This is a genomic window from Methylocystis sp. (assembly GCF_051061225.1).
Taxonomy (GTDB): domain Bacteria; phylum Pseudomonadota; class Alphaproteobacteria; order Rhizobiales; family Beijerinckiaceae; genus Methylocystis.
This window is the reverse complement of the sequence record NZ_JBPFEB010000135.1, coordinates 1-24,531: the sequence shown is the minus strand read 5'-3', so window position 1 is coordinate 24,531 and position 24,531 is coordinate 1. Positions and strand designations below refer to the sequence as shown.

Sequence of the window (24,531 nt, the reverse complement as noted above, 5' to 3'; positions counted from 1 at the left end):
GCCAGCGCTGCGATTGCTGATACACTGCGGACCATGGCGGCAGATCATTGGGCATGGCGCGCCATGCGATGCCGTAGCGAAGCACGTAACGTAGACCGTTGAACAACTCGCGCAGCGGATGTTGACGCTGCGGCGCGCCCTGGTCCATGAGCGTCAGATAAGGCGCAACCAGCGACCACTCTTCGTCGCTGACGTCAGAAGGATACGGTTTGCGAATCGAAGACATCCGATTCTACTAAAGCAATCAATCACCAAAGTACATAACACCCTCTAAGTGCAAAAAGATGCCGAAGCCGATGTTGAGCAGTTCCACCGAGAACTTGGGCCGTTTGTCGTCGCGGTAGATGAAACCCGCATGCCGGTGGTGTTCACAGACGCCAAAACACCGGATAATTTTATCATTTTTGCAAATGCTAGCTTCCTCGCGCTTACAGGATACACCAAAGAGGACGTTCTCGGGGAGCGGCTCGCTTCAGTTCTTGGGAGAGGAAGCGACCAGGAAGTTTACCGACAGCTCCTTGCAGCCTTCGAGGCGAGCTCCGAAGGACCGCAGGAAATTCATTTCCTCCGCAGTGATGGCGCCGACGCTTGGGCATCCATGTTCAGCAGCCCGGTGAGGGACGCACAGGGAGCCGTCGTGCAACATTTTGTTTCTCTTCTCGATATCACCGAACACAAACAAGCCAAGCGCTATGCACGGCGTCTGATTGACGAGTTGAATCACCGCGTCAAAAATACTCTCGCAACGGTGCTCGGGATCGTGCGCCTTTCCTTTCGTAAATCATCCGACCCTGACACTATTCGCGACGCGATCGAATCTCGGTTGTTTGCGCTATCTCGCTCTCATGATCTGCTCAATCGCGTTCACTGGAAGGACGTGGGGTTCGCAGATGTCGTGCACGCCGCATTGGAACCCTTTGGCATCAAAAACGGTCTCGGCAAACGCATCGTCCTTAAAGGCGAGAATATAGAAGTATCCCCAAAAATTGCGATGGCGCTGAGTATTGCCTTGCATGAGCTTGCGACAAACGCCGTGAAGTATGGGGCGCTCTCAAACGAGACTGGCGCAGTCTTATTGGAGTGGGCGCTTGAGCGAAACCCAGACACTCAGCTTAAGGTGCGGTGGCAGGAAAGGGATGGGCCCCCGGTTGCGCGGCCCGTGCACGAGGGTTTTGGCTCACAGCTGATCCAGCGGGGGATCGCACTGGAGTTGCAGGCCGTTGTGCAACTCCAGTATCCGCCGGAGGGGGTCGTCTGCACCTTCTATATTCCGACCACAGTCTCTTTACATGGATAGTGACGCTCCCCTGCGCGGACGCGCCATCCTGGTTGTCGAAGATGAGGCGGTGATCGGCCTGTGGTTGGAACAGATGTTGATCGATTTGGGATGCGCGTCGGTGACAATCGCAGGAACGGTCAAGCAGGCGCTCGGACTGATCGAATCACAAAAGTTTGACGCCGCAACGCTCGATCTCAACTTAAACGGGCTCGAAAGCCTGCCCGTAGCGGACGCGCTTTCTTCACGAGGGGTGCCGTTTGCTTTTATAACCGGCTACTCGACAGACAAAATTGATCGTTATAGCGACCACGTCGTGCTAACAAAACCTATCCGAGATGCGGACCTTGCCGCCGCAATGTCGCAGATTATCGGTAAGGGGTAGACTGCTCGGCGCAGCATTGTGATGCGCGAACTCGCGCTCATCGGCCAAAAGACGAAGCTCGCCGAAGCTATCCGCATTGCGCCGTCGCGTGTTCTGATACGTTTCCCCTATTGCGCTCAATCGCAAGAACGCGCTCTCCGCCGGCTCAGACGGCAGGGCCCAGAACTGGCCGACCGTTCCTTCACGCAGTCGTGTTCGCACCAAAGCAGATTACACAAGGCTTCGAACGGCGCGGGCTTGGTGAGATGGCAGTCAAAGCCGACATTGCGAGCACGCTCTTCCACATCCTCCTTACTCCAAGCTGTAAGCGCAATGAGCTTGACGCTATCCCCCTCCGGTAGGGCGCGTATTCGACGCGAGGTCTCGAACCCGTCAATTATCGGCATGCCGAGATCGATAAAAACAATCTCGAATTTTAGCTCGCGCAAAGCCTCTATGCCGGCTGGTCCGCTATAAGTGGAATGGGCGGTCGAACCATATAGCTCCAGCAACATGGCGAGGCTGTCTGCGGCGTCACGATTGTCATCGATCACCAATATTCGTTGCGACGGGCGCGATTTTGCTGATCCCACTTGCTCGCCCCTTTGTGTCTCGCCTTAGCCACCAACGAGCAGCGCTGAAGTCTCGGCGATGGACACCGAGGCAACCACTGCCTTGAATACGGGATTCAAATAAGCCCCGAGGTTCGTCGCGACTACAATCTTTGCTCACAATGCAGCTTAATACCGGAGCGCGACTCGGGCGCCTTCTACCCGTGGGGGTAGCGACACACTCCACCACCCCCCGGCAGGATTCCGTGCCTCCACGCGGAGGGCAAGACCGATGGGTTTGCAGGACTGCGCTGAGACGAGGAGAGAGGTGGAAGCGTCGTTGCCGAAGCGTGATTATGCGCCCCAAGGCAAACCACCGCTATCGTCAGCTCGACGTCACATGCGCTACAGACGGAACCACACACGGCTTTGGCATGGATCTACAGGATTGTTCGAAACGCCCGCCTCCCGCCTGTGTGATGGCGGCCGCGATCGAGACCTCGCGACCGATACTTGTTATGACGCTATCGATCCGCGGTGAACCCGGCTTCAATCAGTCAACCAGAACCCAGCGCGCTGCGAAATAGGCGGCCGCGCCAATCGCGACGATTGCCAACATTCCGACTGGCGTAGCCGCGTAGGTGGTCAGCTCAAGAATAGCTCCCATAGGTTTTCCTTTTCACATTTTGAGGGTTGAGAGCAAGCGGCAGATATGCTGACCGGCTCCCCGATCGATTGGGCTCGTGTGGCCGAAACTCGATGTCGGGAAAGCTAATTACCTTTTCCGCGGAAATACAAGCGTTGCTTGTTACCGCTGGAGGAGCGGCGACAAGACGCCGCACTCTCGGCAGCCGCTGATCGCAGCGCTTGAAAGGCGAGCTCGTATGGCACTCACCCGGACGGTCTGCGCATTCGGTCGCTATCGTTTTTCGAGGACCGGGAAGCTTAGCTCGATGTCGGGAGCCATGTTGGTTGCGAATATACTTTTAATCTGACAAGATGCTTGCTGTAACTATTTCATTTGAGAATCTTACGCTCCAAACTTTTTGTCGATCCGCGCGGCCGGCGAGGGGGCGCGGCCCACGCTTGAAGCCAAAGCGACGTGAGAAAGCCATCAAACGTGAGAATACTATTGGTAAGTATTCCCACGGCTTTTTTGGCACGAAGTTCGACATTCTCACGACAAGATGGCTCTCGACAGCCGCGAACGCGACAATCGCCGCCGCATGAGGTGAAGTAGAGGAGAGCGCGACATTACAAATACGCCCGAGAAGGCCAACTGAATCGATCCCTTGGGGACGATGGGCAAGGCGATCTCGTTTAGAGTCTTGAGCCTGCCGTGTCTGCCGGCAAGGTCGTGGACAGATTGAGACGCCTCGCCTTCCTGCCCCCATCATGCGGCGCTTTCTCTAAAGCTGTGTCGGAACGGCTACATCGCCTGCCCCAATTCATCGGTAGGAAAGCAACTATCAAGCTATTGATCATGGCATCCTCCGTGCCGCTTTCAGCCCGTCCGCAAATGGGCGTGGTTCTTCCTAGCAAGCCTTACGCAGAAGTCTTACGGAGGTTTGATAGGTAAGCTGTAGCCTTGAGAACGCCGGTTACAGCGTGCTCTTTAAACACCCTGAGATATTGGCCCATTTTGATGGCGTAGCGCTGCAATTCTCGGAATGTTTCTTCTGTGAACACGTTTGCCTTGAAAAACTGATACAGCTTGGCAGACGCGCCAACGAGCTGAGCCTGAATTTCGCCGGATTTCAACACGGCCACTGCCCTTTCAAGCGCGGCTCCGGCTACTTTCAACGAGGCGTCGACATATCGTCCCGTCTCGTTCGCGATGGGCGCCATTTTTCGATAAGCTTTTTCCGTCAGTATGTTCGCCCGAAGGATGGCATGAATCCTCGCGTTCAACCTCTTGGTTTCGCTTTCCAGCCGCCAGTTGGCATATTCTTCCAATTTAAGTTCGCGGACCGCGCTAGCATGCAGACTCCGCGTGACCTCCAATTCTCGCTCGAGCTTGCGGACGTGATTTTTGATGGCGTCGACCATCTGGAACGAGAATTTACCAGCTTCTAGCTTAGCTAAGGCCGCGTCGATCTTCATTTCGCTATGCATGTGACCCGCTCCGCCGCAATGGTGTTCATGGTGCATTGCACAATAACCGCGATATCAATAACGGTAAAGGACGGCTCGTGTTCCCCGCAAACAGCGTCCCCCGCCTGATCTGGATGTAAGTCAGCCACGGCTCAACACACTGGCTGCCGTTCGCGAAACGGACGCGTAGCCTTTGCAGATTCTGGGGAGAATTTCTCAAGCGCTGTGCTCGCTACCGCGATGGCGCCGTTTCTCGCCGACGAATGTAGGCCTCGTCGAGGTGACGGGTCAGACAAACAGCTTTTTGCCCGGGGACGTCACCGAGCGCGAGTAACCTTGTGGGCCAGCTTTTGATTAAGCCTAATGGGCAAAGGTTCCCTGGGGCTGGCCTTTCCGACACTCGCTTTTCGTTCCCGCGCAGCCGAGCGCAACGATTGTCGCTCAACCGCCCCTGAGAAATGCCGTCGCTTACCCGACCAGTAATGACCATATTGCCGAAGCCGCGCGGCCTGTTCCGCCGCTCTTTGCACGCTGACCTTTCCCACCTCCGGCGAGGGTTTGGCGATCGATGGCAGGCATGCGGGCGTGTCCTTTCCGCTAGGGATGTAGGGGAGAAACAGGCGTTCCTCCACCGGCCAGATCATTTCAGGCGTGGCTGCGAGCATCCTGGTGAGCACGCGCGGTTGGTCTTTCTCTTTGACAGCCTCAGCGCAAACTGCGCCTGCGAGCAGAACGGCAAACGCCGACCACATGGCTGCTACTGATCTCATCTACGTCTCCCAGCGCCATTTGCTGCTGGTATCGAATGTCCGACGGCCGTAAACGCGCCTCCCAATCAAGCTGGGAAAGTAAGGCGAACCTGGGAGCCCGGTTGGAGCTTTTCGAACCTCAGCTCACCCGCCAATTGGCGCGCGAGTGCACTCATATAGCCGAGGCCGTGCCCGGAAACAGACGCAGGAGGCTCGAAGCCGACGCCGTTATCCTCGACAACCATTTCCCAGCGATCCTTCAGCCTCCGAAAAGTCGCTCGCACCTGTCCAGAGGGCAACCCACGGAACCCATGCTTCAACGCGTTCATCGCGGCTTCTGAATAAATGAGACCAAGACAGCGCGCACGATTATGATCGAGACGAACGTCATCCTCTACGCACGCTTCAAAGCTGATTTTGTCCCCGAAGGCCTGTTCGAGGGAGCGGGATAGGGCAGGTAGAAACTCAGCGACCGAGACATCCTTTTCGCTCCCGCATAAGGCCTCGTTCAGCTCGCATATGCTCGCCAGCCTTGCGATGCAGCGCATGCAAAGGTCGGGTTGTCGGGCGGTTCGAGCTTGAGCCGATAAAAGCAGCGAGAGGGCCTGCAAAGCATTACGGACCCGGTGCTTCTGCTCAGCGCACCGATTTTCGAATTCTTTAACTTGCTGCTCCGCACCTGCGACCTTTAGTTCAAGTTCGCTTATGCGTGTCAGTAACTCATTGACCGACCGCTCTCCCGACATCGCCTATGCTCCTCGAATAATAGCTAGCTATGTGTGCGTGCCAGTCAATGACGCATTCTGACCCCCCGGCATTGGGCGCGCAAGTTAGCGGGAACCTCCGTCCCGTCAGCATGGAGGTGCAGGCTAGAGACGAGCCGCTCACAATCGAGAGCGCCGGTCCCGCCCTCCGAACGGACTGGGTCCTGCCAAACGTGCCGACCACGTGCTCAAAGGGCCTCTCCCCGTCTTCGTCGGCCTACTCATCGGCCATCTTGGCTTCGAAGCTGCTCGCGCCGCCGGACTTCGGCATGGTGGCGATCCTGCGCCGCCTCGGACGCTCCTCTACGGATCAGGCTTCCTTGTGGTGCGGAGGACGTGAGCTGGCGTCGCAGGCTCTGGGAGGCCGTATCAATTGCTCCAACCAATCGGTCAGCTTTCCTCAAGCCTCGACCTCGGTTTCGTCGGGCGCGCAATCATCCGCGCATTCCGCCTCCATCAGCCCGAGCACGTCGTCGAGCGCGGCTTCGACTGGGTCAACGTCGCGCCCCAAACCGCCGTCGGCGCCGAGCGTGTCGAGGTCGGCCGAGCGCGAAGATTCGAGGAAGCGGGCGGTCGTGACCCAGGCGAGCGGCGAGGCGCATGAAAAGCTCGGATTCGTCGACAGTCCAATTCATTTGCGGCCATTCATAGGTAAAGCTTAATAGCCGCGATCTGGCGGCGGCCTCTAGCGCCCTCAATGGCCACCATAGGAAAAATGCTGATAGTCGACCGTATGGGTCCATTTTCCGCCCCAGGACCAGCCGCGCCGCGCGAAGGCGCGGGTGACGACGTCGCCGTCGAGGATGATCTCCTTCACGCCGGGATGACGTTCGCGCGGCTCGTCATAGACCCCGCCGGCGGTAGGCGCCGTCACGTCGCCCTCACGATAGGGGTTCTGCACTGGGTTGATGTCGATGGCGAGGCCCAGCGCATGTTTCGAAAGACCGCCGTGATCCGTCGTGCGGCAGTTGAAGGCGCTCGTATTATTGGCGGCGATCGATATATCGTCGTCGCCGCCGAAATCATCTATCAGCCGCATCTGATAGATGCGAAATTTGCCGCTTGCGTGGATGTTCTCGAAGATTGCGGCGACCTGCGTGGCGACGCGCCGCGCGACGACAAGTTCGCCGGTCTGCGTCGCGCCGTCGAAATCCCGGTAGGGAACATGCATCAGCACGAGTTCCTCGCGCGTCGCGCAGGGCAGGCCAGCGCGCCACGAGCGACCCTGCATGTAGCTCCATACATCGTCGGGAATTGGCCCGTAATTAGCCCGCGGCGTCTGGGCCATTGCAGGGGGCAGCAGCGCGGTGAAAAGGAGCGCGCTCGTCACCGCTCGCCAGCGCCGCGCCGTGTTAGCCATGACCCTGTTCCTTATGTTCGCGTGAACCGAAGTTGTCTTCCCCGGGGGGAAATCAACGCTCCGTCTTCACTTGCCGCCAAATATTGCACCAGCCGCGCGGACTGGTTTTGCCCCGAACTTGTCGACCGCGAAGGCCTTCGCCCAGGCCGCGAAAACCGCGACGCCGCAAGCGATCATACGAAGGACCTGACGTCGCGCGTAAGTAGCGCCTGTTTGCATCGGCGTCTCCCGAGGCTTGGAAAAATTGACAGGGCGCGAGTGTCGCCTTTCATCGGCTCATCGAGGCTCCTCTCGTCAGGCCTCCCACTCAGTCTCATTGAGCACGTCATCGTCCGGAGCGCCTTGCGTCTCGAAGAGCCCGAGGGCGTCGTCAAGGGTGCCTTCGATCTCGTCATCGATTTCTCTCCCTCCGGCGCCGGCGGCGTCGAGGGCGTCGAGATCCGGCAGATCGCGCAGGCTGCCGAGCGCGAAGACTTCGAGGAAGCGGGCGGTCGTCACCCAGGCGATCGGCGCGCCCGGCGCCGGGGCGCGCGGACCGGGGGCGATGACGCCCAGGCTCTTCAACCGCCCGAGGATGTCGCGGCTGATGTCGTGGCCGGCGAGACGCGAGAGTTCGGCGCGGGTGATCGGCTGCTGATAGGCGATGGCCGAGAGCGCCAGCATTTCGAGTTTGGTGAAAGACGGCGGCCCGGCGTCCTTTGCCCCGGCCAGCGCGCGAAGCGTCTCGGCATGGCGCGGGCGCGTGCGAAACTGATAGCCGCCGGCGACGAAGACGATTTCGTAAGGGCGCCCTTTGAGCTCGTCGTTGATGTCCGAGATGAGCGCGTCCAGCCGGCAGGCGTCGCCGACGAGCCCCGCGAGCGTCTCGCGGGAAACGGGTTTTGCAGAGGCAAAAATTGCCGCCTCGGCGCGCATCATCCATTCGCGCCAGCGCATGCCCTCCGGCAGGTCGGAAAGGTCGCGGTCGAGGCGGGCGGCGTTGGCGCGGCTCATAGCCCATAGATCCTGAAGGTCTCGCGCCCGGTGAGTTCGCGCACGGCGCCAAGCGCAACGAGCCGGTCGAACAGGCGCCGCGCGGCGCGGTCGGAGAGGCCGGCGCGGGCGGCGGCGGCGGGCGCGACGGCGTCGTCGGCGAGCAGCATGTCGATGACGCGGCGGGCGCCCTTCGCCCGCAGCATCGGCGCAACGTCGAAAAGCTTCTGCGCCCGCCGCGCCAGATCGACGGCGAGCGCATGGGCGTCGACGACCGCGAGGCCATAGGCGAAAGCGACCGCCGCTGGCCAGTCCTCGTCCGTCGGTCGCGGGCGGCTTGCCCCTGCCCTTGCCCCTGCCCCGCGCCTGAGCGACGGATGCAGGACGGCGACGGCGAGCAACGGAACCGGCCGCGCCCAGCCAAGCCGCGTCGCCAAAGCGAGATCGGCGACCAACAGCGCGAAGATGTCCGCGTCGACCGCCGATCCCCCCGAGCAGAGTTTCATCGCCGCGGCGCTGGCACGGGCAGCGGCGGCGAGCGGATCGGGCGCGGCGGCGACATCCTCCTGCAGGGCTTTGGCGCCGGCGCTGGCGTCGATCTTCGGCAAGCCGAGCAGCGCGATGGCGCGCGTGAGCGTCGCGGCGTCGAAGCGCGCCGGATGCGCCGCAAACAGCCGAAACAGCCGATGCCGCCGCCCGGCCGGACTGGGCTCTACGCCCCCCGCCAAATGTTGGGCGTCGCGTAAGCCACGCGCATCCTCGCGCAGCCGGGACAGCGTCGCGCAGCTTTCGGCGGCGCGCAGCGCCAGGCGCTGGCGCAGGCAGCCGGCGAAGACGGGCTCGGCGCCGTCCGGGCCGCCGCGCATGAGCTGATCGAACAGCGCGAGCCCAGCGCCCGTCGAAAAAGCTGCCGCGCCGAGATCGGCGCCCTGAAGTCGCGTCCAGCGCGGAAGCGGTTGAATTTCAGACGTCTTTGTCGCCATCGAGGCCTCGGCGCGGCGCGCGCGGCTGGCCCGCTTGGGGGCGACGCCCGCAGTGGCGGCGCGGTCGAGCGTGGGGTCCGAATCAACAAAGTGCATAGGGAGAATCCTACCCGACGGCGGCGCTTTGTCACCCCCTTTCCGACAATATCCGCCGGGCTTGTCCTGTCCGATATATGTCCGATAATGTGCGCTTATCGGACGCAAAGAGAGACCCCTGCTAGAGTGGGCGAAAGGCGCTGGTTCGGGCTCCCCAGAGCCCGCCGAGGCGTCGGATTTTTGAGCCCCGAACGGCCCGCGGGGGCCCGCCCGGCGGCGGCGCAAGCGAGGACAGAAATGGCTGAAGCCGACAAGGACAAGACCGGCGGCAGGGCGCTCGCCGAGCCCGCCCCCCATCTCGCGGCGCTCTCCGAAAAGGCGCGCGATTATGCCCGCAACGCCCGCTCGGAGAACACCCAGAAGGCATATGACGCCGATTGGCGGCCACTTCGCCTCCTGGCTGCGCCGGCAGGGCCTCGACCCTCTGCCCCCGGACCCGCAGACCGTCGGTCTCTATCTCGCCGCCTGCGTCGAGGGCGGGCCGGGCCGGCCGCCGTTGTCCGTTTCCTCGCTGGAGCGCCGGCTCTCCGGCATCTGCTGGCGTTATCGCCAGCTCGGCCGCCTGCTGGACACGGGCGATCCCCATATCGCTACCGTGTTGGCCGGCATCCGCCGCGCTCACGGCCGCCCGCCGGTCCAGAAGGAGGCGATCTTCGCCGACGAGCTTCTGGCCATGCTGGCGGTCCTGGACAACGACCTGCGCGGCCTGCGCGACAAGGCCATTCTCGCCATCGGGTTCGCCGGCGGCCTGCGCCGCTCCGAGATTGTCGGCCTCGATTGCGGCCCGGAGCAGACCGACGACGGAACCGGCTGGATCGAGATCGTCGGCGCCGACCAGAACGGCGGCGGCCTGCTTTTGACCCTCAACGGTAAGACCGGTTGGCGCGAGGTGGAGATCGGCCGCGGCTCCTCCCCCCTCACCTGCCCGGTCGCCATGCTCGAAACCTGGCTGAAACTCGGCCGGATCAGTCGCGGCCCGGTGTTCCGGCCGTCGCCCGCAAGAACGGCGGCGTCTCCGCGGAGCGGCTCTCGGACAAGCATGTCGCCCGCCTCGTGCAAAAATGCGCGCTCACGGCTGGCCTGCGCGGCGATCTCCCCGAAGGAGAACGACGCCGGGCCTTTTCCGGCCACTCCTTACGCGCCGGCCTCGCCTCCTCGGCGCAGATCGAGGAAGGCCATGTGCAAAGGCACCTCGGCCACGCCTCGGCGGAAATGACCCGCCGCTATCAACGCAAACGCGACCGCTTCAAGGTCAACCTCACCAAGGCCGCCGGGCTGTGACGGCGAGGGCTATTTCAACTCCGCCGCCAGCTCTGGATGCCGGTCGAGCAAGGCCATTAGCTGAATCGCCGGGCCGCTCGGCTCGACCAAGCCCCGCTCATATTTGTCGAAGGCGTTTTCGCCGACCTTGAACAGAGCGCCCGCCTCCCGCTGCGACAGCTGAAGCTTGGTGCGCAGACGCCGAACCGTTGTCCGCCTTGTCCTTCAGATCGCGCAGCGCCTGGTCGACGACGGCCATGTCCTTGCCGATGTGGACGCCCTCGCCTTCGCCCGACGGATAATACCCGGGCAGATCGACGACGACGCTTTCGCCCTTATAGGCGACCGTAAACGGGCGCACGCCGCGCGTCTGCGTCTTTCCGGATTCCGGAGAAATCATCGTCTCGGGAAGCGTCTCGTCGTTCGTCGCCATCACTCACTTTGCCTTGAACGAGACGACCGTGAACTCGGTCAGCACATCCGCATGAAATTTCACATAGAGCAGCAATCCGCCATCACCCTGCCCTCTTCCGCTCTCGCGCCCCTCTCGCGGCCTTGCCGCGCAACAGCGCCATCAACACAGGCCCCAGCGAAAACTCCCCTGCCCGCGCCTTGGCGGTCAGAACGCGCAGATAGCCGCCAGCGGATCTGATTTCATCGCCGCGCTGGAGGATCGCGGCGATGACGATGGCGGCGTCATGCTCGCCCATGGCGTCCAAGGCCTGCGCCCAAGCGTCAGGCGAGACGCCGAGCGCCGAACGCACGGTCGCGGCCGCCGTCGCGAGATCGCGCCAGGATGAAATCTCGCCCCCCTTGGCGTAATCGACAATATCCGGACAAGCTTGCAGCACCATTCCCAGCGGATAGGTTCTGGGGGTTGGCGTGGGACGGGGCGGAGCTTCAGTTTCCCGCTTCTCAGGTTCCGAAGTCCGTGCCCCATCCGCCTCCGCATCGTCGACGATTGGCCCGGGTGGTTCGGCCCTGCCTTCTCGAAGGCTAGGTTCAAGATCAGAAATGTTTGTGGTTTGATTCTGTATGTGGCGCTCAGCCTGAGACTCACTGGCAGTCATATTTTGCCATTTTACGTGGTTTTCCAGGACACTATTGATTTGGGCCGCAAGGGCGGCGAGTTCCTCCGCCAAAGCCGTCAAATCGGCCCGTGTCATTTTGCGCGCCAACCGGCTGGCCAGCGCTTGATAGTGGCCGAGGCGGGCTTGCCAGTCCCCGGGCACGCCCTCTTCTATCCCGGTCTCGATCATCTTGACGATGTCGCGCCGCGCCAGCGTAATTTTCTCGCGCAACAAGGCCATGGCGCGGTTCTCGGCGCGCACTTCTTCGGCGAGATTTTCGATTTCACTGGCTCGCGCGATCAGGGGCGTCAAATCGAAGCCGAAGGCGTCTTCGATCTCGCCCCCCCGCCCCCTTCGCGCGAAGCGTTTTCCGTTGGGGGAGTCCCGTCGAATGATCAGCCCGGCGTCGATCAGCATGGCAATATGCCGGCGTAGCGTCGCCGGCGCCATGCCGTGGGCGCGAATCGACAACTCCTTGTTCGACGGAAAGACGATGATCCCCGGGTTTTCTTCGCTTTCGGGGGCGTTGACGTCCTTCTCAGGCAGCGTCAGCGCCGTCTCTTGATGGAAGCTCAACAGCGCGTGCAACACCGACAGCGCGCGGTCGGTAACGCCAAGCGGAGATTTTGCCTCTGTCAGCGCCCGAAACAGCCGCCATTTGTGGACGACAGTTTCTGACGCGTGGGGGCGGGACGCGAATTCTTTAGTCGCCGCTTGGCTCGCCACCATGGCGAGCGAAAGCGATCGCCGCCCGAAGGGCGTCGTTGTTTGTCTTTGCATGATCCTTTGCCTTGTTCAGGCAAAAGAAATCCGCTCGCCGAAATAGGCGCCAAAACTCTTGACTGTGATTCGCGGAAGTGGGATTCTCAGAGTGCTTAGATCAGAGAAAGGCTTCCGGGCGGCGACGTTCGGGGGCTTTTTTCTTTTGCGGCTTAATCTCCTGATTCGCTATTGATCTTCGTTTCCCTGAACGCCCGGTAGAGCGAATCCAGGTTGGACGAGATGTATCGGCCGAACTCGCCTGCATTTTTTGATTTGAGCGAGAGGTTGAAGCTGTCTCCGGTATTCCGGTAGCTTGCGGCCACTGTCTTGTCTTCTGGTGCCCAGGACGCCGCTTCGATCCGCCCTCGCGCTGGCTTTCGCGGCTTCCTTCCAATTACCTTCAGCTGCGCAAGCAGATAGTTGAACCTATCCATCGCGTCTTTGGAGCGAAATTCTTCGGACTTTACTATGGAGATTGCGGCTTCAGCATTCTGCGGCTGCTTCACCTGCTTCTTGAGTTCTTCCCACCTATCGCGACCAACCGTTCTGGCAGCGCCGATCGCTTCGATCACCAGGGGAGGAACCGTCTCCGCGATGGAAAGCATTCTGGACATCAAAGTGTCATCGATCGTCAGGGCCGATTTAATCGTTTCCTTCCGCTGTCCCATATCGAGGAGCTTTTTGGCGAACAGGGCCTTTTCGATGAAAGACAGATTTGCGCGCGCAGTGTTTTCCTGTCCCTGCGCGACAATATGCTCGATATCCTCAAGATTCTTGACGACGGCGCGAACGGGAACGCCAAGTTCTTTGGCGACCCGGGCGCGACGGTGCCCGAACACAATCATATAACGACCTTTGATCTGCGGATGCGGCCGCACGAGGATCGGGGTCGATTGACCACGCTCCCGGATCGCCTCCCGGAGATGAACGTAATCTTCATCGTCGCCTTCGATGCGGTCAGCGATGAAAGATTGATCCAGAACGGCGACGTCGAGTTCGACGATCGTCTCACCCGCCAGCATTTTTTTCGCGTTTTCCGCCATCTCGTCGATGGAAAGCATCATCGAGCGCGACGCCCCGCGCAGTGCGTAATCGTGGCGGGCGACAGCGTCGGCCTTCGACGTCTCTGCCCCGGTAATGCTCGTGAGGAGGTTCTTGCGGGCCACGTCAGGCTCCTTCCTCTTGCGCCAATCGCTTGAGGTTTCGGGCGATTCTACCATTCTGCACGGCTGTCAAAATCTGGCTCACTTGCGACCCCACGCTTTGTGGACGAGAGCCGCGATCTCCTCATTGACCGCGTTCAGCGCCTCTAGGGCGCGGTCATAGGTGGCGCGGGTGAATTGGGAGCGCTCGACCTCATACAGGGTCTGGTTGGTGATGCCCGCGTCCGAAATGGCGGTTGATTTCACCATTGGGTTTTTCAGCATCTGCTTTGGAAAAAGCGCTTGCATGAAGCCGACCATCTGCGCCTGGGGGCCGTCGGTTGGCTCGTAGCGCGTGACGAGATAGCGAAACCACTTGAGGCGGACGTCAGCTCCCGCGCCGCTGATCGACTGAAGGACGCCGCCCAGCATCAGCAAAAATTGGCTCATGGACATCACATCCAGCATCTGAGGATGGATGGTGATGAGAACCGCGGTAGAGGCGGTCAGAGCAGTTAAGGTGAGATAGCCGAGCTGCGGTGGGCAATCGATCACCACTATATCGTAATTACCATCGACCTCTTTCAAAGCGTCAGTGATCCGGGTGAAGAACATCCGCCCTTCGACCGAGGACTTATCGGAAGCCGCGAGGGGGGTTTCGTATTCATATTCCTGAAGTTCGAGATTCGCAGGAACAATGTCGAGCCCAGGAAAATTCGTGCGCCGAATAACCTCGGAAATCGGCTTCCGAGCGTCGTCGTAGCGGAGCGCCTCATAGAGCGAGGGATTTCTGTCGAGCTCGGGCTGGATGCCATGAAGCGCGGACAGGGATGCTTGTGGATCAAGGTCGATCGCGAGCACGCGATGACCCGTAAGGGCAAGATGTTGAGCTAGATGGGCCGCCGTCGTTGTTTTGCCGCTGCCGCCCTTGAAATTGACGACCGCGATGACCTGAAGACGTTCCCCCGCGCGTCTGTACGGCACGTATTTTTTGAAATCAGCTCTACCATGACGGTCAAGATACTGCCGCAGCTCCAACATTTGCTCGGCCGTATAGGTTCTGCGTCCCGAAACAGAGGTTGTCGGAGTGGGGCCCTTGCCTTCGAGATGAAGCTTCTTGATGTTGGATGGCGTCACACCCAAAAAATATGCAACCTCCGCCAGTGAAAAGGGACGGAGGCTCTTGATGGCATCCGGCGGATAATGCTCCAACCGAAGCATATTCAGCTTGTCCGAGATCAACTCTCCCTGTTCGAGAATGGTCTCATAGAAGCTGAACCCTTCAGTTTCGTCGATTGCTGTCATCGCGCTCATCGGTGCCGTTCCCCCGGAATAACGCTTTTTCGCGCGAACCCGGCCTTTAATCGGGAATTATGCCCGATTCTCTTCGAGTCGCAACGGATTTTTAGTTAATGAGAAGTTAACGTCGGCAGTTGCGAGGACTCAAAATACTCGCGATCCGTTAAGCGCATGAACTATTTGATTCTATTCGTTTTTTCTTCGTTCTGCACGGCTGTCAAAGCTTGGCTATGCGAGAGGTTTAGCTCCGAAAGAGTTGGAGCGCATTTCGGGCTAGCCGGGCGCTCAAGCACCCGGCGGAGGGGTGAACCGCCACACCGGAATTCCCATCTTCCGGACCTTGTCGGCGAGGTTCTCGACGGTCCCCGTTCCCGGGAAGACGATGACCCCAATCGGCAGCGCCTCGAGCATCGTGTCGTTGCGTTTGAAGGGCGCGGCGATCTTGTGGCGCGTCCACTCCGGTTTGAAGGCGACCTGAGGAACCTTACGGTTGTCCGCCCAGCAGGCCGCAATCCGCTCCGCGCCCTTCGGGCCAGCGCCGTGGAGGAGAACCATGTCCGGGTGCTTCGCGCGAGCCTTATCGAGCGTATCCCAGATCCGTTGATGATCGTTGCAGTCAGCGCCGCCGGGGAACGCGATGCGAGGGCCGGGTGGCAAAAGCACCTGCGTCTCGGCGAGCTTTTTGGCGTTCAGGAAATCCCGGCTGTCGATCAGCGCCGCCGTCAGGGCGCGGTGATTAACCTACGATCCCGAGCGTGGACGCCAGGAGGAACCCGGTCTCGGTCGCATAGAGCTCTGCGAGATAGTCGCGGAAGAATTCGAAGGAGTTGCGTCGTTCGGTGAGTGTGAGCCCTTGCGCGATCAGCCGCTCAAGTTCGACCGAGCGGATTTCCGAGCCATCCTGTTCGGTCTGCGAACGGCGCGCGGTTTCGTTGTCGTCGAGTTCGAGGTCGATGCGCTGCGCCTTGCGATGAAAGAGATTGACGAAGGACCACAGGAGGTCGGGAAGATCGGCCTCGAGAAGGGTATCGAGAAAGAGGTTGGACAGAGTTTCGACGGCGGACTCGAGCGCGAGGGCTGCGGCGTCAGAACAGGGCAGGGGGCGCGAATCCGGTTCGTCGTCCAGGGGGCGATAGCCGTGCGAAGCGAGTTCGTTCAGAAGATGCGAAGAATGAGATGAAGCGTCATGGTTAGGAGCAATGGTCTCGAAGGACTGAGAGGCGAATTCGTCGTTCAAGACGGAAGTCTTTCGCTGGAGGCCGCGCCGATCGCGGCCTCCAGCGATCTCAAGCCATGGGCGGATCGGGCCGCACCCGAAGGGTCGAAGCAAAGCGAAGAACGCTTCTCGCCGACTTCCTTGACGCGCGAGGAATACCGGAAGCGCAAGCATAGGGCAGGGGAAAGAGGTCGGCGAGGAGCGTTGCGGCAAGCGAGCCGTTTGTGGCGTCATCGCTGCTTTTTCAGGCCGGCGCGCGGCCCTCTCACGAAAAGAGACAGCCGCTTACGATGAGACCGCCATCGAGTGTCGTCGAGTCTTCATTGGGGCGCTCCGTAAAGCGTCTCTATCTTACGCCAGCAGCGCGGCGAGTGATGGTGGGGCCCCTTCGAAAGCGAACGGATGCAGGAACTGCCTTCGCCACAGCTGGCTACGATCCACGTCGCTAAGGGCAGCTTCGGCGCAGACCTCCGCCCACCGATCACGGATAATTGTGACCTGATGCCGCGCCATAGCCAACGCCTCTTCGCGCGAAAGCAAAAACATCGGAGCAGCTTCGAGGCACAGGCTGATCCGACTCAACCGCTCGCCGCCGGCGATCAGCATCGCCTGGGTTGCTTCGCCGCCGGCCCGCGCCTGGGGGCAGACGTCATAGGCCGGTGTGAGCGCCAGCTTCTCGCCGTCCCAGAAGGCCGAATGATTTCTAGCGTGATCGTCGGTGTTGCCGCACAAGACGTTGAACAGCATGCGGCCGAACAGCTCTCTGAGGGTTTCCTTCGGAGCCGCGAAGCGGTGGCGGATGACGGTCGCGAGGTCTTCATAGCTGGCGTAGCGGGCCATCATTTCGTCGAGCTCGAGCAGCGTCAAAGCCGAGACCATCGCGCGACGGCGCCAACCCTCTGAGGCCTTCTCCCGATCGAAACGCTCGACAAGCAGAACGTCCTTGCCGGCTGCCCGCTGCAAGGTCACCCGCGCCACATCCAGACCGCTCTCAGCCGCAAGCCGCATGGCCACGTATTCAGCTTTGACGATGCTGTAGAGATCACTTTGCGAAGAGAACTTGGCCACGTATTTCCGATCTGCCGACGCGATCATCGCCTTCGGACGCGCGCCGCCGATGGAGCTGCCATGCAACAGCGCCTGATCGAGCTCGGGGGTTAGAGGGATGCCCGCTTCGATGCTCGCGGCGGCCGTCAATAACTCATCGAGCGAGGCAGGCGCAGCCTCACGGGCGACATAACGGGTGGCGGACGTCTGAAAATCCAGAGCGCCGATCCGGTCGGACCCGGATTCAAGGAGGTAGGTAAGCTCATCGAGCGAAGCGACATCGATTCCTGGCTCCTTAGCGCCGAGTCTCCGATTGAGGATGACCCGCCGGCCCCACGCATCGGGCGCGGCGTCTCGGATGCAGCTCGGCATGCGCAATCCATTGAGAAGCGGCAGCACGCCGGCTCGTAGCGGCAGTTCGGGTTCATACAGCGGGATTGCGTTGTTCCTGGCGAGAAAGCTGCGCCCGTAATTGAATAGCAGCTGATCGCCCGCGGCGGCGAGCCTGCCGGCGACGACCGGATCGATCTCGCCGGGCAGCCACACCCAGACGAACGCTTCCTTCGGAGCGGCTTCAGAAGTCATCCTTGGCCTCGACCTTGGAAACGCGCACCGCCTTGGGCAGAAGCGTGAGTATTGCCGTGTTGGTTCCGATCGCGTTCGTCAGCGCGGTCTGATCGGCGTCGAAGAGGCGCACGCCGACGATAGCCGCGGCCTCGAACACGGCGCCGATCCCGCAACCTGGATCTCCCTTCTCGATCCTTTGCACGAGACCGCGAGACAGCCCGGCGCGTTCGGCCAGTTCGGTCGTCGTCATCTTCCTTTCGATGCGGGCGCGGCGGATCAGCTGACCCAGCATCACGACCGCGTCGTGGCTGTAACGGGAATAGGGTCGAGTTATCGGCTTGGCCATTGCTATGCTCTATTAATAGGCCGCTACTTCATCTTGGGCTTCATTTATGGGTCAAAATTGAAATGCGCAAGCATGAGCTCCCGAAATCGGTCTATAAATGGATCTTTCAAGACTATGCGGCCTGTTTATAGATCATTTTTCCCGGACCCCTTCGCAAAACTCAAAACACAGAAGTCGCCTCATTCGACCGCGCCACGGCGACACCTTGGCGGCGAGCCCAATCGCCCTCAGCGCTTCGCCTTGCTCTTGCGCATCCTCGCTGCCGCGAAGAGAGCCGAAAAATTTCCTCCTCCGCGAATCTTTTGGCGATCCCGCCTCCTCTTGTTGATCGAGGGACGACCCTCCGAAAATGATCGGGAGTAGGAAAATGCTATACGTGAAGAATCTTCCGGGTTGGGAGCGCGCCGCGCGGGTGGCAATGGGGGCGGGGCTCCTCGCAGCCTCCGTGCTCCACTTCGGCCCGACGCCGATGGGATGGGGCGTCGGAGCGATGGGGGCCATGGCGGCCATGTCCGGCCTGCTCGGCTTCTGCCCCGCCTGCGCCATGGTGAGGCGCAGGCTTCAGCGCTGACGGAGACCCGCGATGGCGGCCGGCACTCACGATCTTGTCGTCCGGGCCCAAGGCGGGGACGCCGCTGCGCTCGACAGGCTGCTCGTTGAATGTCGGTTCGACGCACGCCGCTATGCGCTGCGCCATTGCGTGACCAGCGAGGTCGACGACGCCGTGCAGGAGGCGCTTCTCGTTGTCGCAGGGCGTCTGCGCTCGCTCAAGACGGCGGCGTCCTTCGCCGGCTGGCTCTTCACAATTGTGCGCCGGGAATGCCAACGGCTGTCGCGACGGATGTTCGCGCATGAAGAGCTAGACGATGAGAAGATCGCGGATCAGCTGGCGGCGCGTCCCATGGGCGAGTTGCGGACAGAGTTGGCTTTCGCGCTCGAGTCGCTGCCGGCGCATTATCTGGAAGTGATCCTGCTGCGCGACTTCGAAGAGCTGACCATCGCAGAGATCTGCGAACGGCTCGACGTCAGCGTGCAGACTGCGAAGGCCCGTCTGCGTCGGGCGCGTCTTCTCGTGCGGGAATACCTAATCGGCGGCGAGGAAGCGGTTCCCGCTTTCGCGCAGGATCGCTCCTGAACACATAAGGCCGGCGCAGGAGCGGGCTCCCGTGCCGTAATCCAATCACCCGCGAAAACAACCGGAATCAGGGTTTCGGACATCCTCAACGCGCGCGCCTTGCGAGCTGATCTGAAGGAGAGAATGCAATGAAAGCAAAAATCGTATCGGGCGCCTCGCTCGCTATCGCGGCGGTCGCCCTGGCCGTCAATGGCGTCGCCCCGAGCCCCGCGCTCGCTAAGAAAGCCGCGAGCCCAGTCCACTGCGCGGGCATCAATTCCTGCAAGGGGATGAGCTCCTGCAAAACGGAAAAAAGCTCCTGCAAGGGGCTGAACTCCTGCAAGGGTCAGGGGTGGCTACCCGAAAAGTCCGCCAAGGCCTGCGAGGCAAAGGGCGGCACGGTCGCGGAAATGTAATCAGCCGGACGGCCAACCCGCTCGCGCCGAGACGAAATTTCGTCGGAATGAACCGGTTGGCCGCCGTTGCAATTCGTTCGCGCTATTTGAGGAGCGAGGAATCCAGGCATGGACTCGCGATGCAAACCACCTTCGAAAGGGAAACGGCATGTCCGAGAAGAAGCTAGCCTCGGCGTTTATGATCGCCGGCGCCGTCGCCGCCGCCTTGGCGTCGATCGAAACAGCCAAGGCCGAAAGCGCCGGTCAAGAGAAGTGCTATGGCGTCGCGCTGAAGGGCAAGAACGACTGCGCCGCGGGCCCGGGAACCACCTGCGCCGGGTCGTCCACGAAGAACTATCAAGGCAATGCTTGGAAATACGTGGCGAAGGGGACGTGCAGGGCCATCTTGACGCCCAAGGGCAAGGGCAGTCTTGAGCCGATCGTGAACTGACGCCGTCATGCAGACGCCGAACGCTTCGGGATGCGCGCATGGAGGGATGAGCTCGGCTTTGCCCGCTCGGGCAGGCGTCGGCTTCAAGGACGCATATTTCACTGCGATCGAAGAGTCGGCGCCCGCCGTTGGCTTTTTCGAGATCCACGCCGAGAATTTTATGAGCGCAGGTGGGCCGCCGCATGCCCGGCTGACGAGGCTTCGTCGGGATTATCCCTTGTCGATCCACGGCGTCGGCCTTTCACTCGGCGGCGCGCAAGCCCTGGATCGCGCGCATCTTGACCGAGTAAAGAGCCTGGTCGAGCGTTACGAACCGGCGGCATTCTCCGAACATCTCGCATGGTCGACGCATGGAGCGAGCTTCCTGAATGACCTGTTGCCGCTTCCTTATGACGATACGACGCTGAAGCACGTCGTCGCCCACGTGGATGATGTCCAGCAGGCGCTTGGCCGGCGCATACTCCTTGAAAACCCGGCGACCTATCTGAGCTTCGAGTCATCCGTCTACTCCGAGATCGAGTTCTTGGAGGAGATTGCGCGGCGCACGGGCTGCGGCCTGCTGCTCGACATCAACAACGCATATGTCTGCGCGGTAAACCACGGCTTCGCGGCCGAGGACTACATCGACGCATTCCCGATGCGCCGCGTGGAGGAGGTCCATCTCGCGGGATATACGGAGGACATCGACGAAGCCGGAGGGCGCCTGCTGATAGACGCGCATTGCGCCCCTGTTTCGATGGCCGTCTGGACGCTCTACGAGCGCGCCCTGTCCCGCAACGGACCCCTCGCGACTTTGATCGAATGGGACCGCGACATTCCGGCTTGGCCCATCCTCATGGCGGAGGCGACACACGCCGAGAGCTTGTTGGAGAGGCGACGACTATCCGGTCATGACCAAACGCGATCGGAGGATTCCCATGACGTCGTCGCCTGAAATCGATCAGGGGGAGTTCGTTCGGGCGTTGCTGGATCCCGATTTTCCGCTGCCTGTTGCCCTGACGGCGACGCACGGCAAGCCGCCTCTGCGGCGGTTCGCCGTCTATCGCAACAACGTGGTCTTCGGGTTGATCGACGCGCTCTCTGAACGCTTTCCCGTGTGCCTCCGACTGGTCGGAGAGGAATTCTTCCGCGCAATGGCGCAGCGCTACGTCCGGGTCTCCCAGCCGCGCGCGCCAATGCTGTTCGAATATGGCGAGAATTTCGCGGATTTCGTCGCGGGGTTCGAGCCCGCGCGCGAGTTGCCCTACCTGCCAGACGTCGCCCGCCTCGAATACGCCATGGGCCGGGCTTATCACGCTGCGGACGCCACGCCCCTGGCTTTGGATTTCGTACGCTCTTTGCCGGGCGACCGTCTCGCACTCGCGACCGCGTCGTTTCACCCGTCGACGCAGGTCGTCCCTTCCAATTATCCGATCGTCTCAATCTGGCGCGCGAACATGGCGCCCGATCCGCCGCAGACAGTGAGATTGGACAATGTCGAAGACGCCCTTGTCGTCCGACCGCGTCTCGACGTCGACGCGCATGTGCTGCCGGCTGGAGGATCAGCCTTCATCGAAACCATGATGGGTGGCGGCACATTTGGAGAGGCCTTAAGCGCGGCAAATCAACGCGGGAAGGACTTCGATGTTACGGCCACTCTTCGCATGCTTCTGGCCAGCGAAGCGCTCACGGCCATCAACATTGAACCCGAGGCGGGGCGCCTGCCCCAAGCCGCGGTCGCGGGGACGAATTTTGGAGCTTGATACGTCATGCACGCAATGAAGAAAATGGCCGCCTGGTTGGATGCAATTCCCTATTCGGTGATCGCTCTCTTCCTCCGCGTCGTCGCGTCGCATCCCTTTTTTGCGTCCGGCCAGACGAAGATCGGCGGGCCGACGTTCGGCCGGGAAATCTTTGGCCTCGATTTGACGGTTCAGATTCCGACCGCCATCCGAAGCGCGACTTTCGCCTTGTTCGCCGACGAATACAAATTGCCGCTCCTGTCGCCGAACGTCGCCGCCTACGTCACGACCGCCATGGAATTGGTGCTGCCTCCGTTACTGCTGCTCGGGTTTTTGACGCGCCTTTCCGCGCTCGGCCTTCTGGCGATGACGATTGTCATCCAGCTCTTCGTCTATCCCGACGCGTGGTGGACCGCGCACGCCTACTGGACCGCGCTCCTCATCGTCCTCATCGCACGGGGGCCCGGAGCAATCTCGCTCGACTGTCTGATATTCCGAAAATGATTGCGGCGAACCCCGCCTCACGGCGCACCTGCTTGGCTCTCCTCGTCGGCGCGGGGATGACGGCGCCATTCACAGCCCAAAGCGAACCGCTAGCTGCGCCGCCGGCGTTGTCGTCGGCAACATCGCAGTTCGTCGAATTGAGGCCGCTCGCCGAGGCGCCGCCCCTCAAGCTCGAACGGATCGACGGCAGGACCGTCGATCTCCGCTCCCTCCGAGGAAAGGTGGTTCTGCTGAGCTTCTGGGCGACATGGCGCCCGCCGTGCCGTCGCGAATTGCCGCTGCTCGAGCGGCTTCAGCAGTTTGTTGATCCCCGAGATGTCGAAGTCGTCGCGGTGTCAGTCGATCGCGAGGGCAAGCCGGCAGTCAGCGCGTTCCTCGAACGTGTTGGCGTCAAGCGCCTGCAGCCGTTCCTCGATCCCAGCGGAAGGGCCGGCGTTCGCACCGCCGAAGATGGCGCGTCGCCTTTCGTCCTTTATGGAATGCCGATCAATTACGTGATCGACCGCGAGGGACGGCCAGTCGGCTACATCACCGGCGAAGTCGATTGGACGTCGGACGAAGGGCTCGCGTTTTTGCGCTACTATATCGCCCATGGAAGGTAAGCGAGGGATGGGTGTTGGACTCCCGGCGAACCGAACCCCCATCGGCGCTTCGAGCATGGCTGATGAGAAACCTGGTAAGCGGGCAGCGTCATGGCCAACGAGCTTCAGCTCGTACCAGAGGTGGATATGACCGCAATCGCTAAAAGTGCCGTCGTGTCGCCGAGAACGGAATGCGGACGGTGATGAAAAGACCTGGCCACGCATCCTTATGCCGCGCCAGCGCTGACATTCTGACCGAACTGATAAGCGACTTGAATCAGCGACCGTGCCAATTTGGGATGAGCGGCACGCCAAGTGAACGAAATTAGTCGGAATCAGAGATCTTCCATTCGCCATATTCAAAGGTTGAAAATAGATTATCAAAACGGTACGAAGCGATTCGCTGCCTTCTCAGTTGGAATGGATGAGATTTGATGCGCAAGCCTGTTCGTTCGTTCATTCGCGAATACAAAAGCCGCTCGTCTCGGTTCATCATCTCGAGGGAGATGATCGAAAGCGTTTCCGGGTCTCCAGAAAAGGCCTCGGTAAATATCGACAGCACGAAATATTTTCCTCAAAGTAGCTCGTCAAAGGCGGCTTTTGATGCGGCGAATGCGATATTCCAGACAAGCCTCAGCAGTGATACCCCGGCGAAACCTGAGATTGCGTCGGAGATAGAGACCGGCCGTGTGCTTCCTTGTCTTCGTCAAGATATCAATCATTCCGATGAAACCGTGGCGGACAAGGGACCGGTGCGAACACGTGCCGCGAAAGGCGGCGCCACGAAAGCAGCCCGTCCAAAACCTGATCGCAGCAAAGCAATTGCGCCGAAACCGACGACCGCAGAGATGGCAAGCGATATAGCGCCAACGCTCGAAAATAGGTCGGCGGTCATCGAAGAGATTGGGAGCCATCAAAAATCGCGTTTAGCGAGGCGGAAATGGCCCCGAAAGAAAGAGCTTGGTCCCGGTCAGAAGTGGAAGCGACGCCTGACAATCTATGTGCGCTGAGGACGATGTCACGTTAACCGGTGGGTAGGGCGGGGTGGGCCCCATGACGGCGCCATGAACCCGTCGCCTCTGAGCACAAGGCCCTCGCTTGCGCCGCAGATCATCGCCCACGCCGTCTGGCTCTATTTCCCTTTCCCGGTCAGCCTGCGCCTCGCCTTGGATCGCTGAACGCGAAGATCGGGTCGCCTGCCTTAAACTTATTGGCGCGTACGCCAACCGACACGACCTCGCCGGCAAAGTCCGACCCGAGCACATAGGGAAAGCGCAAGCGGACGAAGAGCCGCAATTGCCCTTGGCGGATTTTCCAATGCAAGGGATTAACGCCGGCTGCCTGCACCCGCACGAGGATCTCCTCGTCGCCGGGCCGCGGATCGGGCAGGTCGCGCAGCTTCAGATCGCCCGCGTCCCCGTAGTCGTCTATGGCAATCGCTTTCATACTCGAGCTCCTTGGCTGGCGCCCCGCCGGCTCTCGGCTCGACCGCCGTTGCGGCTCAAAGGCGCTGCGCCTTGGTTTCGACCAGCATCTGTTGCAGCCATTCCATATAGGGGGTGCCGCCAGTTCCCCGCGGATCGTCAGTCCAGCGACTGATGTATTCTTCGGCCCAGCGGTAATGGACACGGCGAAAGGCCGCCATCGCGTCGAGGATGGCGTTGTAAGGCTCCTTGACGGCCAGGGCGCGAAGGTCGGGCATGGCTGCGACCTCCTCGATCAGCGCCCGATGCTCGGCCGGCATGTAGTTGCGCATATCGTCGAGGTGATCCGTGAGAGCGGTGCGCCGGTGGGGAATTTTCATGAAGGCGATCAACGTCGGCATGATGCTGCTTTGCGCCCCGGTT

General features: G+C 61.0%; 27 protein-coding genes and 4 pseudogenes. 14 read left to right on the top strand and 17 right to left on the bottom strand.

Annotated elements, in window-relative coordinates; genetic code table 11:
- The coding region (locus ACR652_RS23705; RefSeq protein WP_434508936.1) for a transposase at nucleotides 1-226 on the bottom strand (226 nt) is incomplete at its 3' end.
- 48 nt (nucleotides 227-274) lie between these two features.
- Here ACR652_RS23705 and ACR652_RS23700 point away from each other — a divergent pair.
- From ACR652_RS23700 to ACR652_RS23690, 3 genes and pseudogenes are all read left to right on the top strand, one after another.
- Nucleotides 275-1,297 carry an HWE histidine kinase domain-containing protein gene (locus ACR652_RS23700; RefSeq protein WP_434508935.1) on the top strand — a complete coding sequence of 341 codons (1,023 nt, stop codon included), beginning with the start codon at nucleotides 275-277 and terminating at the stop codon, nucleotides 1,295-1,297.
- Nucleotides 1,290-1,661, top strand: a complete 372-nt coding sequence (locus ACR652_RS23695) for a response regulator (protein WP_434508934.1) — start codon at nucleotides 1,290-1,292, stop codon at nucleotides 1,659-1,661. Before ACR652_RS23700 ends, ACR652_RS23695 begins: the two co-directional genes overlap by 8 nt.
- Before the next feature lie 27 nt (nucleotides 1,662-1,688).
- Nucleotides 1,689-1,845 (top strand): annotated as a pseudogene (locus ACR652_RS23690) (IS66 family transposase); the annotation flags it as partial.
- On the opposite strand, the gene ACR652_RS23685 reads toward ACR652_RS23690, so the two are convergent.
- The 6 genes from ACR652_RS23685 to ACR652_RS23660 form a co-directional block, all read right to left on the bottom strand.
- The gene (locus ACR652_RS23685) at nucleotides 1,778-2,194 is read right to left on the bottom strand and encodes a response regulator (RefSeq protein ID WP_434508933.1); all 417 of its coding nucleotides are present in this window, start codon (nucleotides 2,192-2,194) and stop codon (nucleotides 1,778-1,780) included. The pseudogene ACR652_RS23690 and the gene ACR652_RS23685 overlap by 68 nt on opposite strands.
- 1,542 nt (nucleotides 2,195-3,736) lie before the next feature.
- Entirely contained in the window at nucleotides 3,737-4,306 is a 570-nt protein-coding gene (locus ACR652_RS23680; protein WP_434508932.1) for a hypothetical protein, read from the bottom strand.
- Between the two features lie 814 nt (nucleotides 4,307-5,120).
- A complete protein-coding gene (locus tag ACR652_RS23675; RefSeq protein WP_434508931.1) occupies nucleotides 5,121-5,780 on the bottom strand; it encodes an ATP-binding protein in 660 nt (219 codons plus the stop codon).
- A 712-nt stretch (nucleotides 5,781-6,492) separates the two neighbouring features.
- Nucleotides 6,493-7,158: a M15 family metallopeptidase gene (locus ACR652_RS23670; RefSeq protein WP_434508930.1), complete on the bottom strand. Its 666-nt coding sequence runs from the start codon at nucleotides 7,156-7,158 to the stop codon at nucleotides 6,493-6,495.
- 294 nt (nucleotides 7,159-7,452) lie between these two features.
- Nucleotides 7,453-8,151 carry an SMC-Scp complex subunit ScpB gene (gene scpB, locus ACR652_RS23665; RefSeq protein WP_434508929.1) on the bottom strand — a complete coding sequence of 233 codons (699 nt, stop codon included), beginning with the start codon at nucleotides 8,149-8,151 and terminating at the stop codon, nucleotides 7,453-7,455.
- Complete coding sequence (locus tag ACR652_RS23660) at nucleotides 8,148-9,209, bottom strand: DUF1403 family protein (RefSeq protein WP_434508928.1); 1,062 nt, start codon at nucleotides 9,207-9,209, stop codon at nucleotides 8,148-8,150. The genes scpB and ACR652_RS23660 overlap by 4 nt, the downstream gene beginning before the upstream one ends.
- Before the next feature lie 237 nt (nucleotides 9,210-9,446).
- Here ACR652_RS23660 and ACR652_RS23655 point away from each other — a divergent pair.
- Nucleotides 9,447-10,490, top strand: a pseudogene (locus tag ACR652_RS23655) (tyrosine-type recombinase/integrase).
- Nucleotides 10,491-10,499: 9 nt separating this feature from the next.
- Here ACR652_RS23655 and ACR652_RS23650 read toward each other — a convergent pair.
- The 8 genes and pseudogenes from ACR652_RS23650 to ACR652_RS23615 form a co-directional block, all read right to left on the bottom strand.
- Nucleotides 10,500-10,625 carry a type II toxin-antitoxin system MqsA family antitoxin gene (locus ACR652_RS23650; protein WP_434508937.1) on the bottom strand — a complete coding sequence of 42 codons (126 nt, stop codon included), beginning with the start codon at nucleotides 10,623-10,625 and terminating at the stop codon, nucleotides 10,500-10,502.
- Entirely contained in the window at nucleotides 10,588-10,902 is a 315-nt protein-coding gene (locus ACR652_RS23645; protein ID WP_434508927.1) for a hypothetical protein, read from the bottom strand. Before ACR652_RS23645 ends, ACR652_RS23650 begins: the two co-directional genes overlap by 38 nt.
- Nucleotides 10,903-10,984: 82 nt before the next feature.
- Nucleotides 10,985-12,319, bottom strand: a complete 1,335-nt coding sequence (repC, locus tag ACR652_RS23640; protein WP_434508926.1) for a plasmid replication protein RepC — start codon at nucleotides 12,317-12,319, stop codon at nucleotides 10,985-10,987.
- 152 nt (nucleotides 12,320-12,471) lie between these two features.
- Entirely contained in the window at nucleotides 12,472-13,467 is a 996-nt protein-coding gene (repB, locus tag ACR652_RS23635) for a plasmid partitioning protein RepB (RefSeq protein WP_434508925.1), read from the bottom strand.
- 78 nt (nucleotides 13,468-13,545) lie between these two features.
- Nucleotides 13,546-14,757: a plasmid partitioning protein RepA gene (gene repA, locus ACR652_RS23630; protein ID WP_434508924.1), complete on the bottom strand. Its 1,212-nt coding sequence runs from the start codon at nucleotides 14,755-14,757 to the stop codon at nucleotides 13,546-13,548.
- Between the two features lie 270 nt (nucleotides 14,758-15,027).
- A pseudogene (locus ACR652_RS23625) lies at nucleotides 15,028-15,979 on the bottom strand (DUF2493 domain-containing protein).
- Nucleotides 15,980-16,309: 330 nt separating this feature from the next.
- Nucleotides 16,310-17,590 (bottom strand): type II toxin-antitoxin system HipA family toxin, encoded by a 1,281-nt coding sequence (locus ACR652_RS23620; RefSeq protein WP_434508923.1) that lies wholly within the window; start codon nucleotides 17,588-17,590, stop codon nucleotides 16,310-16,312.
- The gene (locus tag ACR652_RS23615; protein WP_434508922.1) at nucleotides 17,580-17,918 is read right to left on the bottom strand and encodes a helix-turn-helix transcriptional regulator; all 339 of its coding nucleotides are present in this window, start codon (nucleotides 17,916-17,918) and stop codon (nucleotides 17,580-17,582) included. The genes ACR652_RS23620 and ACR652_RS23615 overlap by 11 nt, the downstream gene beginning before the upstream one ends.
- 367 nt (nucleotides 17,919-18,285) lie before the next feature.
- On the opposite strand from ACR652_RS23615, the gene ACR652_RS23610 reads away from it, so the two are divergent.
- The 10 genes and pseudogenes from ACR652_RS23610 to ACR652_RS23565 all read left to right on the top strand — a co-directional run.
- Complete coding sequence (locus tag ACR652_RS23610; RefSeq protein ID WP_434508921.1) at nucleotides 18,286-18,489, top strand: YgaP family membrane protein; 204 nt, start codon at nucleotides 18,286-18,288, stop codon at nucleotides 18,487-18,489.
- Nucleotides 18,490-18,501: 12 nt separating this feature from the next.
- Nucleotides 18,502-19,053 carry an RNA polymerase sigma factor gene (locus tag ACR652_RS23605; RefSeq protein WP_434508920.1) on the top strand — a complete coding sequence of 184 codons (552 nt, stop codon included), beginning with the start codon at nucleotides 18,502-18,504 and terminating at the stop codon, nucleotides 19,051-19,053.
- Nucleotides 19,054-19,181: 128 nt separating this feature from the next.
- Nucleotides 19,182-19,448 carry a BufA2 family periplasmic bufferin-type metallophore gene (gene bufA2, locus ACR652_RS23600; RefSeq protein ID WP_434508919.1) on the top strand — a complete coding sequence of 89 codons (267 nt, stop codon included), beginning with the start codon at nucleotides 19,182-19,184 and terminating at the stop codon, nucleotides 19,446-19,448.
- Between the two features lie 148 nt (nucleotides 19,449-19,596).
- Nucleotides 19,597-19,878: a BufA1 family periplasmic bufferin-type metallophore gene (locus ACR652_RS23595; protein WP_434508918.1), complete on the top strand. Its 282-nt coding sequence runs from the start codon at nucleotides 19,597-19,599 to the stop codon at nucleotides 19,876-19,878.
- Nucleotides 19,879-19,924: 46 nt separating this feature from the next.
- On the top strand, nucleotides 19,925-20,812 hold the full coding sequence (gene bufB / locus ACR652_RS23590; protein ID WP_434508917.1) for an MNIO family bufferin maturase: 888 nt from the start codon (nucleotides 19,925-19,927) through the stop codon (nucleotides 20,810-20,812).
- Nucleotides 20,796-21,620 (top strand): HvfC/BufC N-terminal domain-containing protein, encoded by an 825-nt coding sequence (locus ACR652_RS23585; RefSeq protein ID WP_434508916.1) that lies wholly within the window; start codon nucleotides 20,796-20,798, stop codon nucleotides 21,618-21,620. Before bufB ends, ACR652_RS23585 begins: the two co-directional genes overlap by 17 nt.
- A 6-nt stretch (nucleotides 21,621-21,626) precedes the next feature.
- On the top strand, nucleotides 21,627-22,103 hold the full coding sequence (locus tag ACR652_RS23580; RefSeq protein WP_434508915.1) for a DoxX family protein: 477 nt from the start codon (nucleotides 21,627-21,629) through the stop codon (nucleotides 22,101-22,103).
- A gap of 32 nt (nucleotides 22,104-22,135) precedes the next feature.
- Nucleotides 22,136-22,705: a TlpA disulfide reductase family protein gene (locus tag ACR652_RS23575; protein ID WP_434508914.1), complete on the top strand. Its 570-nt coding sequence runs from the start codon at nucleotides 22,136-22,138 to the stop codon at nucleotides 22,703-22,705.
- Between the two features lie 413 nt (nucleotides 22,706-23,118).
- A complete protein-coding gene (locus ACR652_RS23570; RefSeq protein WP_434508913.1) occupies nucleotides 23,119-23,694 on the top strand; it encodes a hypothetical protein in 576 nt (191 codons plus the stop codon).
- A 54-nt stretch (nucleotides 23,695-23,748) separates the two neighbouring features.
- Nucleotides 23,749-23,847, top strand: a pseudogene (locus ACR652_RS23565) (IS6 family transposase); the annotation flags it as partial.
- Here ACR652_RS23565 and ACR652_RS23560 read toward each other — a convergent pair.
- Together ACR652_RS23560 and ACR652_RS23555 are read right to left on the bottom strand one after the other, a co-directional pair.
- On the bottom strand, nucleotides 23,834-24,130 hold the full coding sequence (locus tag ACR652_RS23560; protein WP_434508912.1) for an alcohol dehydrogenase catalytic domain-containing protein: 297 nt from the start codon (nucleotides 24,128-24,130) through the stop codon (nucleotides 23,834-23,836). The pseudogene ACR652_RS23565 and the gene ACR652_RS23560 sit on opposite strands and share 14 nt — an antisense overlap.
- A gap of 55 nt (nucleotides 24,131-24,185) precedes the next feature.
- Nucleotides 24,186-24,531 (bottom strand): hypothetical protein (locus ACR652_RS23555; RefSeq protein ID WP_434508911.1); only part of this gene is annotated, 346 nt, incomplete at its 5' end.

Coding starts and splice junctions, on each gene's coding strand:
- ACR652_RS23695 (WP_434508934.1), top strand. CDS start 1,290: ATGGATAGTGACGCTCCCCTGCGCGGACGCGCCATCCTGGTTGTCGAA.
- ACR652_RS23680 (WP_434508932.1), bottom strand. CDS start 4,306: ATGCATAGCGAAATGAAGATCGACGCGGCCTTAGCTAAGCTAGAAGCT.
- ACR652_RS23675 (WP_434508931.1), bottom strand. CDS start 5,780: ATGTCGGGAGAGCGGTCGGTCAATGAGTTACTGACACGCATAAGCGAA.
- ACR652_RS23670 (WP_434508930.1), bottom strand. CDS start 7,158: ATGGCTAACACGGCGCGGCGCTGGCGAGCGGTGACGAGCGCGCTCCTT.
- scpB (WP_434508929.1), bottom strand. CDS start 8,151: ATGAGCCGCGCCAACGCCGCCCGCCTCGACCGCGACCTTTCCGACCTG.
- ACR652_RS23660 (WP_434508928.1), bottom strand. CDS start 9,209: ATGCACTTTGTTGATTCGGACCCCACGCTCGACCGCGCCGCCACTGCG.
- ACR652_RS23645 (WP_434508927.1), bottom strand. CDS start 10,902: ATGGCGACGAACGACGAGACGCTTCCCGAGACGATGATTTCTCCGGAA.
- repC (WP_434508926.1), bottom strand. CDS start 12,319: ATGCAAAGACAAACAACGACGCCCTTCGGGCGGCGATCGCTTTCGCTC.
- repA (WP_434508924.1), bottom strand. CDS start 14,757: ATGAGCGCGATGACAGCAATCGACGAAACTGAAGGGTTCAGCTTCTAT.
- ACR652_RS23620 (WP_434508923.1), bottom strand. CDS start 17,590: ATGACTTCTGAAGCCGCTCCGAAGGAAGCGTTCGTCTGGGTGTGGCTG.
- ACR652_RS23615 (WP_434508922.1), bottom strand. CDS start 17,918: ATGGCCAAGCCGATAACTCGACCCTATTCCCGTTACAGCCACGACGCG.
- ACR652_RS23610 (WP_434508921.1), top strand. CDS start 18,286: ATGCTATACGTGAAGAATCTTCCGGGTTGGGAGCGCGCCGCGCGGGTG.
- ACR652_RS23605 (WP_434508920.1), top strand. CDS start 18,502: ATGGCGGCCGGCACTCACGATCTTGTCGTCCGGGCCCAAGGCGGGGAC.
- bufA2 (WP_434508919.1), top strand. CDS start 19,182: ATGAAAGCAAAAATCGTATCGGGCGCCTCGCTCGCTATCGCGGCGGTC.
- ACR652_RS23595 (WP_434508918.1), top strand. CDS start 19,597: ATGTCCGAGAAGAAGCTAGCCTCGGCGTTTATGATCGCCGGCGCCGTC.
- bufB (WP_434508917.1), top strand. CDS start 19,925: ATGAGCTCGGCTTTGCCCGCTCGGGCAGGCGTCGGCTTCAAGGACGCA.
- ACR652_RS23585 (WP_434508916.1), top strand. CDS start 20,796: ATGACGTCGTCGCCTGAAATCGATCAGGGGGAGTTCGTTCGGGCGTTG.
- ACR652_RS23580 (WP_434508915.1), top strand. CDS start 21,627: ATGCACGCAATGAAGAAAATGGCCGCCTGGTTGGATGCAATTCCCTAT.
- ACR652_RS23570 (WP_434508913.1), top strand. CDS start 23,119: ATGCGCAAGCCTGTTCGTTCGTTCATTCGCGAATACAAAAGCCGCTCG.
- ACR652_RS23560 (WP_434508912.1), bottom strand. CDS start 24,130: ATGAAAGCGATTGCCATAGACGACTACGGGGACGCGGGCGATCTGAAG.